This window comes from Chryseobacterium lathyri (genome assembly GCF_019970085.1).
GTDB classification, from domain to species: Bacteria; Bacteroidota; Bacteroidia; order Flavobacteriales; family Weeksellaceae; genus Chryseobacterium; species Chryseobacterium lathyri.
In genome coordinates, this window is sequence record NZ_JAHXYG010000004.1 from 495,355 (window position 1) to 512,852 (window position 17,498).

At 38.7% G+C, this 17,498-nt stretch carries 13 protein-coding genes; 1 reads left to right on the forward strand and 12 read right to left on the reverse strand.

What is annotated here, in order from left to right:
* Positions 1–8: 8 nt before the first annotated feature.
* The 4 genes from LC418_RS15310 to LC418_RS15325 form a co-directional block, all read right to left on the reverse strand.
* Entirely contained in the window at positions 9–2,867 is a 2,859-nt protein-coding gene (locus tag LC418_RS15310; RefSeq protein WP_111952740.1) for a SusC/RagA family TonB-linked outer membrane protein, read from the reverse strand.
* 79 nt (positions 2,868–2,946) lie between these two features.
* Positions 2,947–4,275, reverse strand: a complete 1,329-nt coding sequence (gene xylA / locus LC418_RS15315; RefSeq protein WP_223559769.1) for a xylose isomerase — start codon at positions 4,273–4,275, stop codon at positions 2,947–2,949.
* 108 nt (positions 4,276–4,383) lie between these two features.
* Positions 4,384–5,868 (reverse strand): xylulokinase, encoded by a 1,485-nt coding sequence (locus LC418_RS15320; RefSeq protein ID WP_223559770.1) that lies wholly within the window; start codon positions 5,866–5,868, stop codon positions 4,384–4,386.
* A 17-nt stretch (positions 5,869–5,885) separates the two neighbouring features.
* Positions 5,886–6,611, reverse strand: coding sequence for an NUDIX hydrolase (locus LC418_RS15325; protein ID WP_111952731.1), 726 nt, complete (start codon positions 6,609–6,611; stop codon positions 5,886–5,888).
* 607 nt (positions 6,612–7,218) lie between these two features.
* Here LC418_RS15325 and LC418_RS15330 point away from each other — a divergent pair.
* On the forward strand, positions 7,219–8,814 hold the full coding sequence (locus LC418_RS15330; protein WP_223559771.1) for a sigma-54 interaction domain-containing protein: 1,596 nt from the start codon (positions 7,219–7,221) through the stop codon (positions 8,812–8,814).
* Between the two features lie 20 nt (positions 8,815–8,834).
* On the opposite strand, the gene LC418_RS15335 is transcribed toward LC418_RS15330, so the two are convergent.
* The 8 genes from LC418_RS15335 to LC418_RS15370 form a co-directional block, all read right to left on the reverse strand.
* Positions 8,835–9,461: a TMEM175 family protein gene (locus LC418_RS15335; RefSeq protein WP_223559772.1), complete on the reverse strand. Its 627-nt coding sequence runs from the start codon at positions 9,459–9,461 to the stop codon at positions 8,835–8,837.
* Positions 9,462–9,575: 114 nt separating this feature from the next.
* A complete protein-coding gene (locus tag LC418_RS15340) occupies positions 9,576–10,928 on the reverse strand; it encodes a sigma-54-dependent transcriptional regulator (RefSeq protein ID WP_223559773.1) in 1,353 nt (450 codons plus the stop codon).
* A 21-nt stretch (positions 10,929–10,949) separates the two neighbouring features.
* Positions 10,950–13,220 carry a histidine kinase dimerization/phosphoacceptor domain -containing protein gene (locus LC418_RS15345; RefSeq protein ID WP_223559774.1) on the reverse strand — a complete coding sequence of 757 codons (2,271 nt, stop codon included), beginning with the start codon at positions 13,218–13,220 and terminating at the stop codon, positions 10,950–10,952.
* Positions 13,221–13,266: 46 nt separating this feature from the next.
* Positions 13,267–13,932 (reverse strand): YoaK family protein, encoded by a 666-nt coding sequence (locus LC418_RS15350; protein ID WP_111960327.1) that lies wholly within the window; start codon positions 13,930–13,932, stop codon positions 13,267–13,269.
* Between the two features lie 6 nt (positions 13,933–13,938).
* Positions 13,939–14,412: a Dps family protein gene (locus LC418_RS15355; protein ID WP_111960325.1), complete on the reverse strand. Its 474-nt coding sequence runs from the start codon at positions 14,410–14,412 to the stop codon at positions 13,939–13,941.
* Position 14,413: 1 nt separating this feature from the next.
* On the reverse strand, positions 14,414–14,839 hold the full coding sequence (locus LC418_RS15360; protein WP_223559775.1) for a DoxX family protein: 426 nt from the start codon (positions 14,837–14,839) through the stop codon (positions 14,414–14,416).
* A gap of 12 nt (positions 14,840–14,851) precedes the next feature.
* Positions 14,852–16,741: an amidohydrolase gene (locus LC418_RS15365; RefSeq protein WP_223559776.1), complete on the reverse strand. Its 1,890-nt coding sequence runs from the start codon at positions 16,739–16,741 to the stop codon at positions 14,852–14,854.
* Between the two features lie 5 nt (positions 16,742–16,746).
* Positions 16,747–17,493, reverse strand: a complete 747-nt coding sequence (locus LC418_RS15370) for a M17 family peptidase N-terminal domain-containing protein (RefSeq protein WP_223559777.1) — start codon at positions 17,491–17,493, stop codon at positions 16,747–16,749.
* Positions 17,494–17,498 lie beyond the last annotated feature (5 nt).

The following is a 17,498-nucleotide window of genomic DNA, read 5'->3' on the forward strand; positions in this document are numbered from 1 at the left end:
TTTTTCTTTTAAAAGGTTAGATTTAGCCCCATCATATAGTTTCTTGTAGAAGGATTATTCGTACCAATTACCAGCTGATTGCTTTTGTATGAGTTTACAGCCTGATTTTCATTCCCTCTCGAATTCGGTTCAGGATCCATCCCTGATTCTCTGTAATAAGGAGAACCGAAAACAAATGGATTCTGTACTGTTACATATAGTCTCAGACTGCTTACGCCTAAATCATCCAGGGTATTTTTATTAAAATTGTACCCTAATGTGATGGTTCTTATTTTTACGTATGAGCCATCAAATAAGCCTAAAGTTGAACCGTATTTCGGGTTATCTCCGCTCATCATTCCACCTGGTTTCGGATAGCGCACGTCTGGATTTTCTTCAGTCCAGTAATCAACATCCACGTTATTTCCTCTTCCCGATAATCTGTTGAGATACCCTGAAGAGCCGTATAGTGTACTGATTAACACTCCCCCTTTCTGAAATGCTCCAACCACACTAAGATCAATATTTTTATATGCTAACCTTGTATTGAAACCTCCCATAAAATCCGGATTGGTATCGATAATCTGTCTGTCAGCTGGCCCGATAGCTCTGGTCGGAGTTCCGTCTGCATTGTATCCACCTGTATATAAAACTTTGATCATTCCCACATTTCCTCCAGGTTCCAATACGCTCAGATAAGGATCTCCATGCTGCCACAAACCTATATACTGGTAATCATATAATGCGTTGATATTATGACCAACAAACCATAAATTCCCCTCGTTTCTGTCAGTTCCGGAAGCTAATGCTGTAATTTTATTTCTGTTGGCATATAAATTACCTCCAACTTCCCAGCTAAATCCATCAGGATTATTAAAAATAGTACCATTAAGAGATATTTCGAAACCCTTATTCTCTGATGCTCCCACGTTCTCGGTCACTGATCCCAAACCGCTGGATGATGGCAACCCTTTACTTAACAATAACTGTTCTGTCTTCGTAACATAATATTCTACGGTACCGCTGATGATTCTGTTGAATAAAGTAAAATCTAATCCATAATTCCAGGTTTTTGAAAACTCCCAGCCCAAATTTGCATTTGAAGCTGTATTTACATAATTCCCGATGACAAATTCATTTCCAAAATTATAAGGCACCGTACTTAAACTCCCAAAAGTGGTATAAGGCCCGACAGACTGGTTGGAAGTCTGTCCAAAACCGGCTCTCAGCTTAAGCACATTGATATATTTTGAATCTTTAAGAAAGTTTTCATTGGCAATATTCCAACCCACAGAAATTGCAGGATAGGTATGCCACTGGTGCCCTTTCGCTAAAACTGAGGCTCCGTCTGAACGGACAGTAGCCGTAAGCATATAACGGTTATCATATTGATATAAGGCTCTTCCCATAAAAGACATAAGGCCTCTTTTATAATATCCCTGATTATTTGGATCAATGGTTACCTCACCTTGTGCATGGCCTAAATTAAAGTATTGAAAGGCATCGATAGGAACATCTCTCGCTGATATGTAAGAGCTGTTATACTTGGTCTGTTCCGCAGAATATAATGCCGTTGCACTAATTTTGTGTTTACCAAAGGTTCGGTCATAAGACAGGATATTTTCCAAAACCCACTGCGTCGTCAACGAGTTTCCGATTCCAGCCGAAGACTCAGTAGCAGGATTTACATTGAGTATACCGGTTCCTGTATAGGTTCCGCTATTTGAATTTCTATAGGTAAGACCAACATTAAGCCTGTATTTAAGACCTTCAACTCCTGGTATTTTTAATTCTCCATAAAGGTTATTGTATGAGCTAAAAGCATTCGTACGGTCAGCATAGGTATCACCTAGATTTTCGAGAATACCTCTGGTCTGGAGAGCCGTCTGATCGATGGCACTATACATGACAGTTTTAGGACTCCCGTCAGCCTTATAGGGACTAACCAATGGCGAATACCCTAACATAGGGGCACCGCTAACGCCGTTAAAGTCGTTGATAGAAAAGTTTGAGTTGGTAGAGAAGCCTATTTTTATGAACTTACTTACTTCCTGATCTAAGGAACCCCTAATAGAAAGTCTTTTATAACTTTGCAAAGGGACAACTCCATTTTGCTGAAAATACGCGACACCAAAGTTGTAATTCCCTTTTTCGCTTCCTCCTGTAACCCCTACATCATGGTTCATCATCAGCCCCACACCGTAATATTTATCCTGCCAGTCTGTATTTATATCATTGAATTCATCTTGCGCGTTGGTAAACATTTTGGCATCTGCACGTAATTTGGCAAACTTAGGCCCATCCATCACCGGATATTTAGAGAAAATAGTCTGAAATCCAGTATATCCGTTATAGGTAAATCTTGCTTTCTGACCTTTTGATCCTCTGTTTGTTGTTATTAAAATGACTCCGTTTGCACCACGTGATCCATAAATCGCTGTGGCAGAAGCATCTTTAAGAATATCCAAGCTTTTAATATCTGATGGGCTGATATCTCCTAAAGAACCTACAAAAGGAATTCCATCCAATACAATCAAGGGGTCATTAGAGCCTGTTAATGAACGTTCTCCTCTAATACGGATCTGTTGTACAGCGCCGGGTTTTGTAGAGGTTCTGCCAATATCAACTCCCGGAAGACGTCCCTGTATCGCATCGGTTATATTGGCTGAAGGAACTTCTTTGAGAGCAGTACCACCCAGGGACGATACTGACCCGGTAACCGCTTCTTTTTTCTGTGTCCCATATCCAATTACAATAACTTCTTCTATCTTATTTTCTTTGGCAACAGTATCTTTTTTACTTTGAGAATAAGCTAAGCTTGACGGTAACAGAGCCATGGCGAAAAATATCGCAGCCCTGTTGGTTTTAGCAAAATGAAATCTGTTCATAATTATTATTTTTAATATTACATTAATAGAAAGGCTATTAATAAATCCTTAGTGTTATCATGAAAGCCTTCTATAATTATTAGATATACATGTTCACGATTGCTTCAAACAATTCCTGTTTTCCGCTTTTGGCCTGAGGTTCTCCCACCTCATGAGCAATTCTCTGAAGGTCTTCCAGTGTAAGATTCCCTTCTTCGAAAGCTTTTCCGTTACCGCTATCAAAAGAAGCATAGCGCTCTGTCCGTAATTTTTTATAATCAGAGTTTTCCAGTATATCTGCAGCAACTAATAATCCTTTGGCAAAAACATCCATTCCAGAAATATGGGAGATAAATAAATCTTCAGGATCGGTAGAATTTCTTCTGATTTTCGCATCAAAATTAACTCCGCCATTTCCTAATCCTCCTGCAGGAAGAAGTACCAGCCAAGCCTGAGCCAGGTCACGATAATCCACAGGGAACTGGTCTGTATCCCATCCGTTTTGGTAATCTCCCCTATTGGCATCAATACTTCCTAATAATCCTGCGTCAACTGCTACCTGAAGTTCATGCTCGAAGGTATGCCCCGCCAGGGTAGCGTGATTAACTTCAATATTAAGTTTAAAATCTTTGTCTAAGCCGTAATGTCTCAGGAAGCCAATCACTGTTTCAGAATCATAATCGTACTGATGTTTAGTTGGCTCCATTGGTTTTGGCTCAATAAGGAATGTTCCCTTGAAGCCCTGACTACGGGCATAATCACGGGACATTGAAAGGAAGCGGGCCAGATGGTCTTTTTCTCTTTTCATTTCAGTATTCAGCAGACTCATATAACCTTCTCTACCGCCCCAGAACACATAGTTTTCGCCACCGAGAGCAATCGTTGCATCAATAGAATTTTTCACCTGAGTTCCTGCACAGGCTACCACATCAAAATTTGGATTGGTTGAAGCTCCGTTCATGTATCTTTCATGCGTGAAAACATTGGCTGTTCCCCACAGAAGCTTAATCCCAGATTCTTTTTGCTTTTCTTTGGCATATTCCACAACAGCCTGAAGGTTTTTTTCATAGTCTTTCCAGTTATCTGCCGGAGCAACTAAGTCTACATCATGAAAACAGTAATATTGGAATCCAATTTTAGACATGAATTCAAAACCTGCATCCATTTTATGTTTAGCTCTGGAAACCGCATCATTACCAATATCCCAAGGATGGTGGATCGTTGCTCCGCCAAACGGATCACTTCCGTCTGCACACAGAGTATGCCACCATGCCATTGCAAAACGCATCCATTCTTTCATTGGTTTTCCCATCACGATCCTATCTGCATCATAATAACGGAATGCCATAGGGTTTCTACTTTCTTTACCTTCGAATCTGATGTTTTCAATACCTGGAAAAAATGCTTTTGTTTCTGTTAAAATGTTCATATTATTTGATTTTATTTTTAATTTGTTCTTTATAATTTAATACAGGAATCCCCTGCCTGCTGATTTAATAGGTCCGCAGGTACAATGAATAGCTTCGTTGCAGGATGATTAAATGATTTCGTTAAGATGCTGTTTCCACCTTGAGTATGCTTCTAAATATTGTTCTCTTTTTTCTGTTTCAGGTTCTATAACTGCTATTTTTTCGAGGAATGAAAATGCCTCTGTTGAATCTGCATAAAAACCTATTCCCATTCCGGCAGCTCTGGCAGCTCCTACCGCTCCGTCTGTGTCGTAAAGCTCAATCACTGCATTGCTTACACTGGCAAGCGACTGTCGGAAAATTGAACTTAAAAACATATTGGCATTGCCTGCCCGGATTACCTGGATGTCCATTCCCATATTTCTCATAATATCCATTCCATATTCATATGAAAAGACAATTCCTTCCTGTGCCGCACGCAGAATATCTCCTTTTGTATGGATGTTGAAATTAATTCCGTGCATAGAACAGCTGGTATCTTTGTTTTCCAAGACTCTTTCTGCCCCGTTTCCAAAAGGGATGATACTTAATCCTTTTGATCCTATCGGGGAAAGTGATGCCAGATCATTCATATCACCATAGGAAGACAGTGAGGTTGCAAAATTGTGCTTTAGCCAGGAATTTAAAATTCCTGTTCCGTTAATACACAGCAAAACTCCCAATCTGGTTTGCTCAGGACTGTAGTTGACATGGGCAAATGTATTTACCCGTGACAGGGTATCATATTCCAATTTATCCAACACCCCATATACCACTCCCGAAGTGCCGGCTGTCGAAGCAATTTCTCCGGGATTGAAAACATTCAGAGAGAGCGCATTATTGGGTTGATCTCCTGCCCTGTATGAAATTGGGGTTCCTTCTTTTAATCCTAATTCCTGAGCTGCCGGTGCAGAAACCGTTGACTGGATACCGAAAGTAGGAATGATTTCAGGAAAAAAGCTTTTAGGGATTCCATAATAATTAATCACGTCCTCAGAAATGCAGTTGTTTTTAAAGTCCCAGAATATGCCTTCAGAAAGTCCTTCAATCGTCATTCCTATTTCACCGGAAAGCCTCATGGCAATATAATCTCCCGGCAGCATTATTTTATCAATCTTTTCAAAAATTTCAGGTTCATTTTCCTTTACCCAGGCTAGTTTTGATGCTGTGAAATTTCCGGGAGAATTAAGAAGATGGGATAAACATTTCTCAGTTCCAATTTCCTGAAAAGCTTTTTCACCATAAGGCACAGCACGGCTGTCACACCAGATAATCGAAGGACGAAGCAAATTTTGGTCTTTATCGACCAGGATCAGTCCATGCATCTGCCAGGTAATACCAATTCCTTTGATATCTTCAGGATTGATTCCGGATTCATGCATTACAGATTCATGTGCCAGCTTTAGGTTCAGCCACCATTCTGCAGGGTTCTGTTCTGCCCAGCCTGGGTTGACTGCCATGATTTTCATTTCCTTTTTTGGAGAAAAGTCTGATGCAATAATTTTTCCACTGGATGCCTCAATGAGACAAACTTTAACAGAAGAACTGCCTATGTCATATCCTAGCAAATACATAATTTGAAAAGGGGGATTTATTTAATTAGTTTAGTGTTGTTTTTCTTATAGATCTTGGCATCGAACCGATAGTATCTTGCTGCCCTGTGCGATACATTTTGCTCTATCTCTTCTAAAGGAATGATATAATTAAATGATGAAATTTTTTTATGAAAATTCTTGATATCGATCTGTTTTTCACTTAATGCGCTGTACAGCTGGTACAGCTGTCTTATTGTAAATTTTTTCGGCAGCAATTCAAAAATAATAGAAAAATCGGTCTCAATCCATCTTCTTATTTCTGTTAAAGATTCATTAATGATCTTATTATGATCAAAGGGTAATGCCGGGACCTGATCTACAGGATACCAGTCGACTGTTTCATATTTGGTGCTGTTAATTTTATGATCGATTTTACATAGAGAAAGGTAGGCCACCGTAATAATCCTGTCAATATTATGCATATACTCGGTCCCCATCCACTTGATATCAATCTGATTGCTTGCGCGAAATGGATCAGCAAAGCATTTGAACTGCTTGAGAACCATTTTTTTTATTCCTGTTAACTCATGAAGAACCCTATGGGCTGCATCATCCACATCTTCATTACTGAAAATCAAGCTACCCGGCAATTTTCTTTGCCTATCCACTGGTACATCGTCTACATGACGTTGCACAAGTAAGATATTGAGTCTGTTGTCATGGTCAAATCCAAATACTACACAATCAACAGAAACATAGGTATGAATAAAATCCTGGTTCATCTTTTATTAACATTAGCGTAACATCACAAATATAAAAATTCAATTGAGAAAAAAAAATAAAATCTACATTACAGGCTATATATCAATAGATTATATATCATTTTTTTATGATAAGAATGATGTAAAAAATATGATAAGGTTATCATCAATTTCATGATTATTATTTCAGAATACCTTAATATATAGCTATTTAAATGTTAAATTGACACTTAAAAAATTAATATTTATTTTTATCTAATTTATGATAAGAAAATTTTAAATTTTATTGATATTTTTTAAAAAAGTTATAAGAAAAACGTCCATTTTCTGTTTAAACCCATATATTTAAGACGTGTATTTTTTACAATTATTCAACCTAAAAGGTAAAAAATTATCATATCATAGGATTTTTCTATACACAGCTAGGGAATTTCTAAACTTTTTCAGGAGGGTTTAAAAAGGGTTTTCATTATACATCTATAAAAACGTACAGATGATTTACTTTAAAAAGATTTACAGGGATAAACTTTTCATAAAACCTGTGCTTAAAAAATTATATTAATTAATCTATACTATTCCAAAATAGTACTGTTTTCTCTATCTTTATCCTTTCAATCAATAGATCTTTATGAATAAACAGTCTGATCAAAATGTTGATGTAATGAGGGCCCGGCTTCAGGAAATGCAGAAGGATCATCTGGTGATTTCATCTATTAATACTGCCTTTGCCAAAGTTTTAGATAAAAAACATTTTAGTATTGTTTTAAATCAGTCCTTTAAAAATGAATTTCTATGTGATGGCATTATGATCCTTACAGCAAAGGATCATAAGCAGCATATTTTTTACAGTTCTTTAATTACCGGAGCGTATGATGATAGCTCTTCCGATTCACTGGATATTTGTTTTGAGCAATGCATGCAATCGCCGGAACCTGTTACTTTTTACCTTAAGGATTTCTCTGAAAGGAAAGCATCAGTACCATATTTTACCCGTGCAAAAAAACTGGGAATGCATATGGCAGTGGGATTTTGCTTACCATCCATAGGAGATCATAAAAACGTGATTTTCCTTTTGTATAAAAATTTCACTGAATTCAATGGCCGGTTAGAAAGGCTATTGGGAGGCATCTCTACGCAGCTGTCAATTACCATCAGAAACATTCTGTTCTCGGAAATGCTGGATACTTTTCAAACTTCAGCACCTGATTCTCAAAAAGATATAAAGCCTGTCAGAAAAGATGAGGTAAGAAATCAAGAAGGGTTTAACGGAATCATTGGAAATAGCGAAGCCATGCAGCATATTTATCAGCAAATCTCCCAGGTAGCTTCTTCATTATCCAGTGTGATCATCTATGGCGAGACCGGAACGGGAAAAGAGCTGATAGCACAGGCTATCCATGAACTCTCCTCTTCGTCTCATCACTCAATGATCAGGATTAACTGCGCATCCATTCCTGCCAATCTTATAGAAAGTGAACTTTTCGGGCACGAAAAAAGCAGTTTTACGGGTGCTACGGAACAGCGTAAAGGAAAATTTGAACAAGCGAATAACAGCACTATTTTCCTGGATGAAATTGGGGAGCTCCCTTTAGCTCTTCAGGGAAGATTACTGAGAGTTTTACAGGAGAAAGAAATTGAAAGAATCGGCGGGAATAACACCATTAAAGTTAATGTCAGGATTATTGCTGCCACTAACCGGATTCTGGAAAAAGAGGTTGCTGAAGGGAGATTCAGGAGGGATCTGTTCTACCGTCTTAATGTTTTCCCCATTCATTTGCCTGCATTGCGGGACAGAAAAGAAGACATCCCGCTACTGGCCGATTATTTTCTAAAAAAAATCAATCTGAAAACAGGCAAAAAGATCAGTGGATTTTCTCAAAAAGTAATCCATGCAATGAGTGAAAATGCATGGCCGGGAAATATCCGTGAGCTCGAAAACATGATCGAAAGAAGTATTCTTACGGCAAAAGACAGTACCATCAGAAAAATGGATTTACCGGAGATTTTCGGACAAAAAACAGCTGATCAGGATTTTCAGATTAAAACATTACACCAGGTGGAAAAAGAGCATATCCTAAAGACCGTTGAAAAATGTAAGGGACGAATTTTTGGGCCACAGGGAGCGGCTTTATTATTAGGATTACCGGCTACCACATTGATTTCAAAAATGCAAAAATTAGGAATACAGAAAGGGCATTATTTTAATAAGAGCAATGAAACTTAAAATTACTGTGAAACCGCTAATCATTCTGATTCCTTCATACTCATTTCAATTTTTCCTGAAGATAAAGCCCAGAAGATCCACAAGCCTAAAATCATTATTAAGGAAACCGCAGGAATCCAAAACGAGAACATCAATGCAATGAGATAGATGGGAAAACCATAAAGGTAATTATTGCGGATTTTTTTAATCGCAGCATCCGTAATTCCCGGACGCAAAAGCTTTTTATTGCGGCTGGCTACAAACCAAAGCAAATTATAGGCAAAATTGATCAGAACAAAAGTTCCCGTATATATGGCTACAACCATAGAAGATGCCTCCCCATTGAAATATCTGGCCAGCAAAGCAGTAGGATAAGAAACTGCAGAAACTAAAAAGAGAATCAGCCCGTTGGCAAACATAATAGCTGAATTACGGCTGTAGATTTGTTTGAAAATCTTATGATGATTCACCCACATTATAAAAATGCTGAAAAAAGAAAGGATAAAGGCTAAAAATACAGGCCATTGACTCTTCATAAAGGTGAAAAGATCATTTCCGTTTTTTATTACATGTTCTTCCGGTAAGTGAAGATCCAAAACCAGCAGTGTTACGGCAATCGCAAAAACAGCATCACTGAACCCTTCTATTCTGACGGTTTCTTTTTCCATATTGTTGGCCATTTTTTAAACTTAATTAGGTTGAAAATTGCATGAAAATGCTTCACTTATCCATAAGTGACTTCAACAAGATTAAATGTGTAAATTATTTTTCTTTATTCAGGTTTATTTATACCCCTTATCAATTCCCAGCTTCTTCATTTTAGAATAAAGTGTTTGAGGCTGTATTTTCAATAATTCAGCAGCGCCTCCTATTCCAGAAACTTTCCCGCCGGAATTTTGCAGGGCATTCAGAATATGATCTCTTTCCATTTCCTCCATCGATTTTAACTGGCCCTGAGGTTGATCAGAAGGCTTTTCTATGATATTGGGAAGGTCAAAATTTTCAATTTCCGCTGTTTTTGCCAGGAGAACACTTCTTTCTATAAGATGTTCCAATTCCCTTATATTTCCCGGCCAGTTGTAATTATGAAGCTGATCTAAAGCTTTTGCACTTATCGAAGTAATATTTCGTCTTGAAGCTGATGCATATTTGGTCAGGAAAAAATGAGCTAACAATTCAATATCTTCTTTTCGTTCTCTTAATGGCGGCAGTTCTATGGGGAAAACATTTAACCGGTAATATAAATCCAGCCTGAATCTTCCTTCCGCCACTTCTTTTTCTAAAGACCGGTTGGTTGCCGCCACAATCCTGACATTGACTTTAATGGTTTTATTTCCACCCAATCTTTCGATTTCTTTTTCCTGCAGCACACGCAGGAGTTTTACCTGTGAGTCTAAGGGTAATTCACCGATTTCATCCAGGAAAATAGTTCCTCCGTCTGCCTGTTCAAACTTTCCGATTCGCATGGTATTGGCCCCCGTAAAGCTTCCTTTCTCATGACCGAAAAGTTCAGATTCAATGAGAGAATGAGGCAATGCTGCACAGTTCACCACCACAATAGGCTGATCCTTTCGTTCTGAAAGTTCGTGTACAGAATGGGCTACTTTTTCTTTTCCGGTTCCGCTTTCTCCCACCACAAGTACGGAAGTATGGGTAGGTGCAACCACTCTTATTTTTTCAATAACATCCTGAAGGGAATTGCTTTTTCCGATAATTCCTTCAATAGTCTCATTATCAATATTTTTCACAAACACACCTCCTTCCTCAATACCGAAACGGTATTTGGCAATATCAAGCATGACGATCAGATCCCGCTCGCGGAAAGGTTTAACCATAAATCCATAAGGCTGGGTTTCTTTTACCGCTTCCAGCGTTGACTGGTTGGTGTTGGCCGAAATGTATAGAAATGGCAGGTTGATTTCACGCAACTCCCAGGCAAGATCTATTCCTGTAAGATCGCCTTTGAGCATAATATCAAGAAGGACCCAATTGGGTTTATTTTCTGCAATTAATTTCCTGGCCTGAACTACCGAAGAGGCAATTCCGGTGATCTGGTAACCTGCCTTTATCAGCATAATCTTAAGATCATTGGCCACGATGAATTCGTCTTCTACAATTAAAATTTTTTCTTTCATTCTGATTTAAATTTCAACGTCTTATTTTGAAATATCAATTTCTGTTTTTTTCCTAAATGTGATGATGATCTTTAAACCATTTTTATTTTCCAGGAGAAAAGTTCCGTCGAGCTGGTCAGTTAATCCTCTCATGAGATTCATGCCTAGAGATTCGCTTTCATCAATGTTAAAGTCTTCCGGAAGCCCTACTCCATTATCGGAAACAATCAATTCGAAATAGTCTTTTCCGATACTTTTAAAAGTGACGATAACCTCTCCTTTCCGGTTTTCAGGAAATGCATATTTAACGGTATTATTGATCGCTTCGTTGACAATGAGTCCCATGGGTACAGCCTGCGAAACGTCCAGAAAAACCTTGTCAATATCCATCGTAAAGCTGACCTTCTTTTCTGATGAATAGCATTCTCTGATGTAACTGATCAATTCATAAATATACCACGACATATCTATCATTGACAGGTTATCCGATTGATACAGTTTCTGATGAATCAAAGACATGGCGTGCATCCTGTGCTGGCTATTCTGAATGGCCATTAAAGCATCTTCATTCTCCAAATACGCTGACTGTGTATTCAAAAGGCTGATCACGATCTGCAGGTTGTTCTTTACTCTGTGATGAATTTCCTTCAGCAGCCATTCTTTTTCGGACAGCAGTTTTTTCAGCTGCTCATTCTGTTCATCGATCTGCCTACGTTTCAGCTCAAGCGTTTTATTGGCATTACTTTTCAGTCTTGACCGGTTGTAAAGCAAGGCTGCAAAGATAATCAGCACCAGAATGCTTCCTATAAAAATGTACTTTACAAAAGTATCATTGGTAATCTGAATTTCCTGAACTTTTCCTTTCTGGGTAAGCAATTGGATGTTTTTATCTTTCTGATCTGTTTCAAACTGGATTTTCAGGCTGTTGATCTGTTTGCTTTTTTCGCCGTTAAAAACAGAATCTGAGAGCTTTTTATACAGCTGGTAATGTTCAATTGCGTCAAGATATTTTCCCCGGGCAGAATCTGCTTTAAACCAAATCAAATGATTTTCAGAACGCAGCATATCATTCCCGTTTTTTTTAGCTATTGAATCAAAAAGCTTTGCCTCACGATACATTGCATTATAATTCCTGGTCTGGTAATGATAAAAAACAAAGCTTCTCAACAGTGAAATCTGCTTGTTATTCTTCTCTCCGTTTTCACCATAATAATCCACCAGTATCTTATAATACATTTCAGCATTACTGAATTTTTTAAGAATGGTATACGTACTGAAGAGAATATAATTTTCAGTCATTTCAAATTCCTGGTCTGTAATCGGGTACCGGGCTTTATATTCTTTTATCATGGCAATTGCTTCCTCAAATTTCTTTTGTCTAATCAACATGGTAGAAATATTGTTAGCCACTGTGCGTACGTATGAATTATCATTGTTTTTTTTGGCAATGGTTAATGCTTTTCTCCAATATTTTAGGGCATCGTCATTTTGGCGCAGATAATAGTAAACCATTCCTACATGGTTGCATATGGAACTCATCTGCAAAGAATTATCATCAAGGCTCTCGGCTGTTTTTTCAGCTAAAAGTCCGTAACGTAAAGCCTCCTCGTAATCTGCTTTCTGAACTTCAGCCTGAGAAAGGAAATTATAAACACCCTGCAATTCTTTAAATTTAACCGATTGATAAACGGATAAAGCTTCTTTAAGCAATGGTATCGACTTATCCGGATTTTCCATTATGTTATACAGCTCACCCAGATCTTTTAAAACAGATCCCTGCTTCAGCTTTGCTCCTGAATTTTTATAAAGCAGAAGAGCTTTCTCTTTAAGCTTTATTTTGATATCGATATTTTTAGGATCATTATCATACATAAAAGAAAGCTCCTCATATCCTTCTCCTGCCTGTTCGGTCATTTTATGGGTTTCAAAATAATTGACAGCCTGTTTCATTTTTGAAAAGGCAACTGTTTTATTCCCTCTTTCTTTATCGATCTTTGCCTCCAGAAACATTGATTTTCCTTTGTTCAGCTTATCTCCGGTTTTTACACTCAGCAGGTTTGCTTCCTTGTTAAGGATGGCCGCACTGTCAAGATCTTTTTTAACTTCTCCCTGTTTGGTTATATAAAAATCGCTCAATCTCAGCAATAAAGCTGTTTTCTGCGTATCATTTTTTGAAGAAGAGATCTGCTTTCTCAGCAGCACAGGATTTTCCCTGGTTTGAGCTCTTAATGAGATACTTAAAAACAATAAAACCAATGAAAAATAAAATATCTTTAGTGGATTTCTATTAATAAAATAAAGGATAAAATTCATTTTTTAAAGATAATTCATTCTTCAATTATTTACCAGTCTTTACAGACTAAATTTTACGGTGATAAAGATAGCAGATGATCATTGCCAACCCCGGTAAAGCCAGTGTTACTAGCCCGAACTGTTTCCCAGCAAAAGCCCCTAAAAAACATCCGGTCAAAAAACCTAAAATAGTAACCAGTTGTTTTTTTAAACTGGCCAGGGCATCCACATCATTAAAACCGTTTTTCATTAAATTTCCAACGTCTAAAGATGCCTGGGTGACATTTCCGGTCATCATCGTAGTGGGCCCGTGCGTTTCTTTAGCATATAATTTTCCGAAAGCATTCTGCAGTCCCATCGCAAAAACAGCGACCATAGCAACGGCATACATCATCCATTCTGTAAAAATACCGGCATAGCTCAGTATGGCTACGGTAATTCCACTTAATAATAGCAAAAGTCCTTCGCAAAACAGAATGGTATAGTGATTCGTCACCCTGTAAGCAATCCGCCCTCCTGTGATGACCGCCAGGATAAATACGGGAAAAGTAAGCAGCTTTACCCATGCGTGAACATCGGAACCTTTCACCAACTGATAGGCAAATACAATAAAGTTTCCCGTAACGTGCGCTGAAAAAACAGCATCCGCCGATACAAAAGTTACGGTATCACAATATCCCGCGATCATGGTTAAAAGTAAGGTGACAAAGCCTATATTATTTTTTACTTCCATCCTTTTTTATTTTAAATGTGAACGCAGCATCCAAGCCATTTTTTCGTGGGTTTCCAATAATCCGGTGATATAATCGCTGGTTCCTGCATCATGAAATTCAACAGCAAAGTTTTCTATATGTTCACGAAGATGAATCAAAATACTTTCATGATCAGAAAGGAGTTCTTTCATATAGGTGAGGCTGTCATTCGATTCCAAGTGATGCTCAGACAAATGAGTCAGGGCAAGATATTCTCTTAACGTAGCCGGTGCATAATGTCCCAATGTTCTGATTCTTTCGGCAAGATTATCGATAATCTCATCCAGCTGCCCGTATTGAGCCTCAAAAAACAGATGTTTGTTGTAGAAATCTGCTCCTTCCACATTCCAGTGGGCTTTTTTTGTTTTGGTATAGAGTACAAATTCATCTGCTAATGTCTGAACCAATACCTCAGCGACTTTCGCTAAGTTTTCATTTTTTATTCCTATTGAAGTTTTCATTTTAAAGTAGATTTAATAAATAATAATCGAGTGAATATTTTCCTGCACCCAGAGCAAGAATTAACAGTAAAGACAAGGTGTACATATAAGGTACATCCCGCACTTCGGGAGAATCTTTTCTGTGAACGATGAAATAGCCGATCGCCGTTACGCCAATTGTGGGTAATATGACGAGTCTGGTTCCCAGACCTAAAATGATTAAAAAAGGAACAACCAAATCGGCATACGAAGCCACCAAAGCATTCATTTTTTCCGGAAGTCCGAGAGGATTCGGAATGATTTCCTTCTGCCCGTTTTCCAGCCTGAACTTTTTCAGTCCGTGAACCCTGAATAACTGGATGGCAAAGAGTACCCGAAAGATCAGAAAAGCAAAATCATTATAAGATGATCCTAAATCGGACACAAGGATCTGTTTCAAAATTTCCATAATTTTCAATGTTTAAAAGGCAAAACAGGAGCATCCCAACGCACCCCAGAATGAATGGTAATTATTAACAGGGACAGAACTCATTCTCGCTGCATCGTGGCTGTGATGATGTATATCGCAACTTCCGGCACAGCTGTGCACCTGTGAAGTAAGAGGGGTTTTTAAGTTTGCTTTTGCATTTTTTTCAATATCTTTCTGTACATGTCCGCCCACAGGATAATAACCATTGTACAAATTGACCGGTGACCAGTCCGGAAGAACAGGGATGGACGGTGGTGCGAATGAAGAAAAGTCTCCTTTTGCATAGACAATTTTACCGTTCACAATAGTCATTTCCGATTCTATACTTTTGATTTCTTCATCTTCTATCGTGAAGTAATCCTTATCAAGCACTGCCAGATCAGCAAACATTCCTACCTGGATATCTCCTTTTTTCTGCTGTTCCTGAGAAAACCATGCGCTTCCCCTGGTATACAACTCCAGGGCAACTGCTCTGTCCAGCCTTGTTTCGTGATACAGCTGAAGCCCGCCAACCGTTTTTCCCACAGTAAGCCAATACATAGACACCCAGGGATTGTAACTACTGACTCTTGTTGCGTCTGAACCACCACCAACAGGCACTTCCATTTCAAGCATTTTCTTTATGGGAGGTGTATTTTCTGCTGCTGCTGAACCGTAACGGTCTGTAAAGTATTCTCCCTGGTAGGCCATTCTGCTTTGGATGGCAATTCCGCCACCGAGCATTTTTACTCTTTCAATATTTCTTTCATCAATGGTTTCAGCGTGATCAAAAATCCACGGAAGCCCGTTGAAAGGAATATCCTGGTTTACCTTTTCGAAAACATTTAAGAATCTTGTGATGCTTTCATTATAAGTGGCATGAAGTCTGAAGGGCCACCGGTTTTCCACTAATAATCGGACTACTTTTTCGAGGTCAGCTTCCATATTTTCGGGAAGGTCCGGTCTTGGCTGTAAAAAATCCTCGAAATCTGCGGCAGAGAAAACCAGCATTTCCCCAGCTCCGTTATGACGGTACATATCATCACCCTGATAAAGCTTTACGGTGTCAATCCATTCGCTGAAATCTTCAAACTCATTCTTTGGCTTTTGAGTAAATAAATTATAGGCAATCCTTACCGTTAACTGCTTATTTTCATTCAGTTCATTGACCACCTGATAATCATCCGGGAAATTTTGAAAACCACCACCTGCATCTATGACACTTGTGATCCCAAACCGGTTCAGCTCTTTCATAAAATGTCTGGTAGAATTTAGCTGATGTTCGTAGGATAATTTTGGACCTTTTGCCAATGTTGAATATAAAATCATTGCATTAGGTGTTGCAATAATAAGCCCTGTCGGTTCACCATTTGAATCTCTTTCAATATGACCGCCCGGAGGTGCCGGAGTATTTTTGGTATACCCAACTGCTTTTAGTGCTGCTCTGTTCATTAATGCCCTGTCATATAAATGCAGGATAAAAACAGGGGTTTCCGGAGCAATAGCATTGATTTCTTCTAACGTAGGCATTCTTCTTTCCGCAAACTGAAACTCTGACCATCCGCCCACAACACGTACCCATTGGGGTGAAGGTGTGCGGTCAACCTGCTCCTTAAGCATGCGGAGAGCGTCGGCTAACGAAGGAACACCATCCCATCTTAATTCAAGATTATAATTCAATCCTCCCCGGATCAGGTGAATATGGGAATCATTAATTCCAGGAACAACTCTTTTCTTTTTAAGATCGATAATCTCTGTGGCTGCATCTGCAAACTGGTCTACCAACCCGTCATTTCCCAGAGCAATAATTTCACCTTCCTTCATGGCAACAGCTGAAATATCCGTTATTTCTTTACTGAAGCTGTGAATCTTTCCGTTATATAAAATAAGGTCTGCTTTCATAGGAATTATTGGGCATTCAGTTTTGAAACAGCTTCTTTAATTCCTTCTCCTGCAACACTGAAAAATGACGGACCTGCAAGCAATATCAGTTTCTGTAACTCCATTTTTTCAGATAAATGCTGAGTATTTAAATACGACTGTGTACGGTAGGCATCAAATGCTCCTAAAACCACATTTCCTGCAACCAAAGCTGTGGGAGAATCTATTCCGGCATCTTTAATATCGCTGGCAAAAGAAACTGTTTTTACGTTCAGCCTCAAAGCTTCTCTCATTGCAACGCTTCCTACTTTTTTCATTAATCCGGCATCGAAAGAATTTCTGTCGCCCAATCCTATCAGTAACAGTTTCTTAGAGGCTAAACTTCCTTTTGGTGGTGTTATGAGTAATGTTTCCAAAGCATAGCCTTTGAACTGACCTTTTTTTCTGACTTCTGTAATGATTCCTTTTAATGCTTCATCCAGGTGAACCATTCCGTTCAGTTCGGCAGGAAGTGCAGGGGGATTGAAAATATCACCTTCCGTATACTCGAAAACGCAGGCAATCTGAAGGTCTGCCACAGCTGCAGATGGTCCCTGTACAAGGCCAACAACGGAAACCCCGTCTACTTTCCCCCACGTGGTGGTGGTTCCTACCGCTGCTTTTGTTTCAGTTAATGTCTGCGCTGAAACAAACTGGATTCCTGAACTTGTAAGAATCAATGCGGCAAAAACCGCTTTGGACCAATTAAAATATTTTGATATTGAATTTTGCATAATAA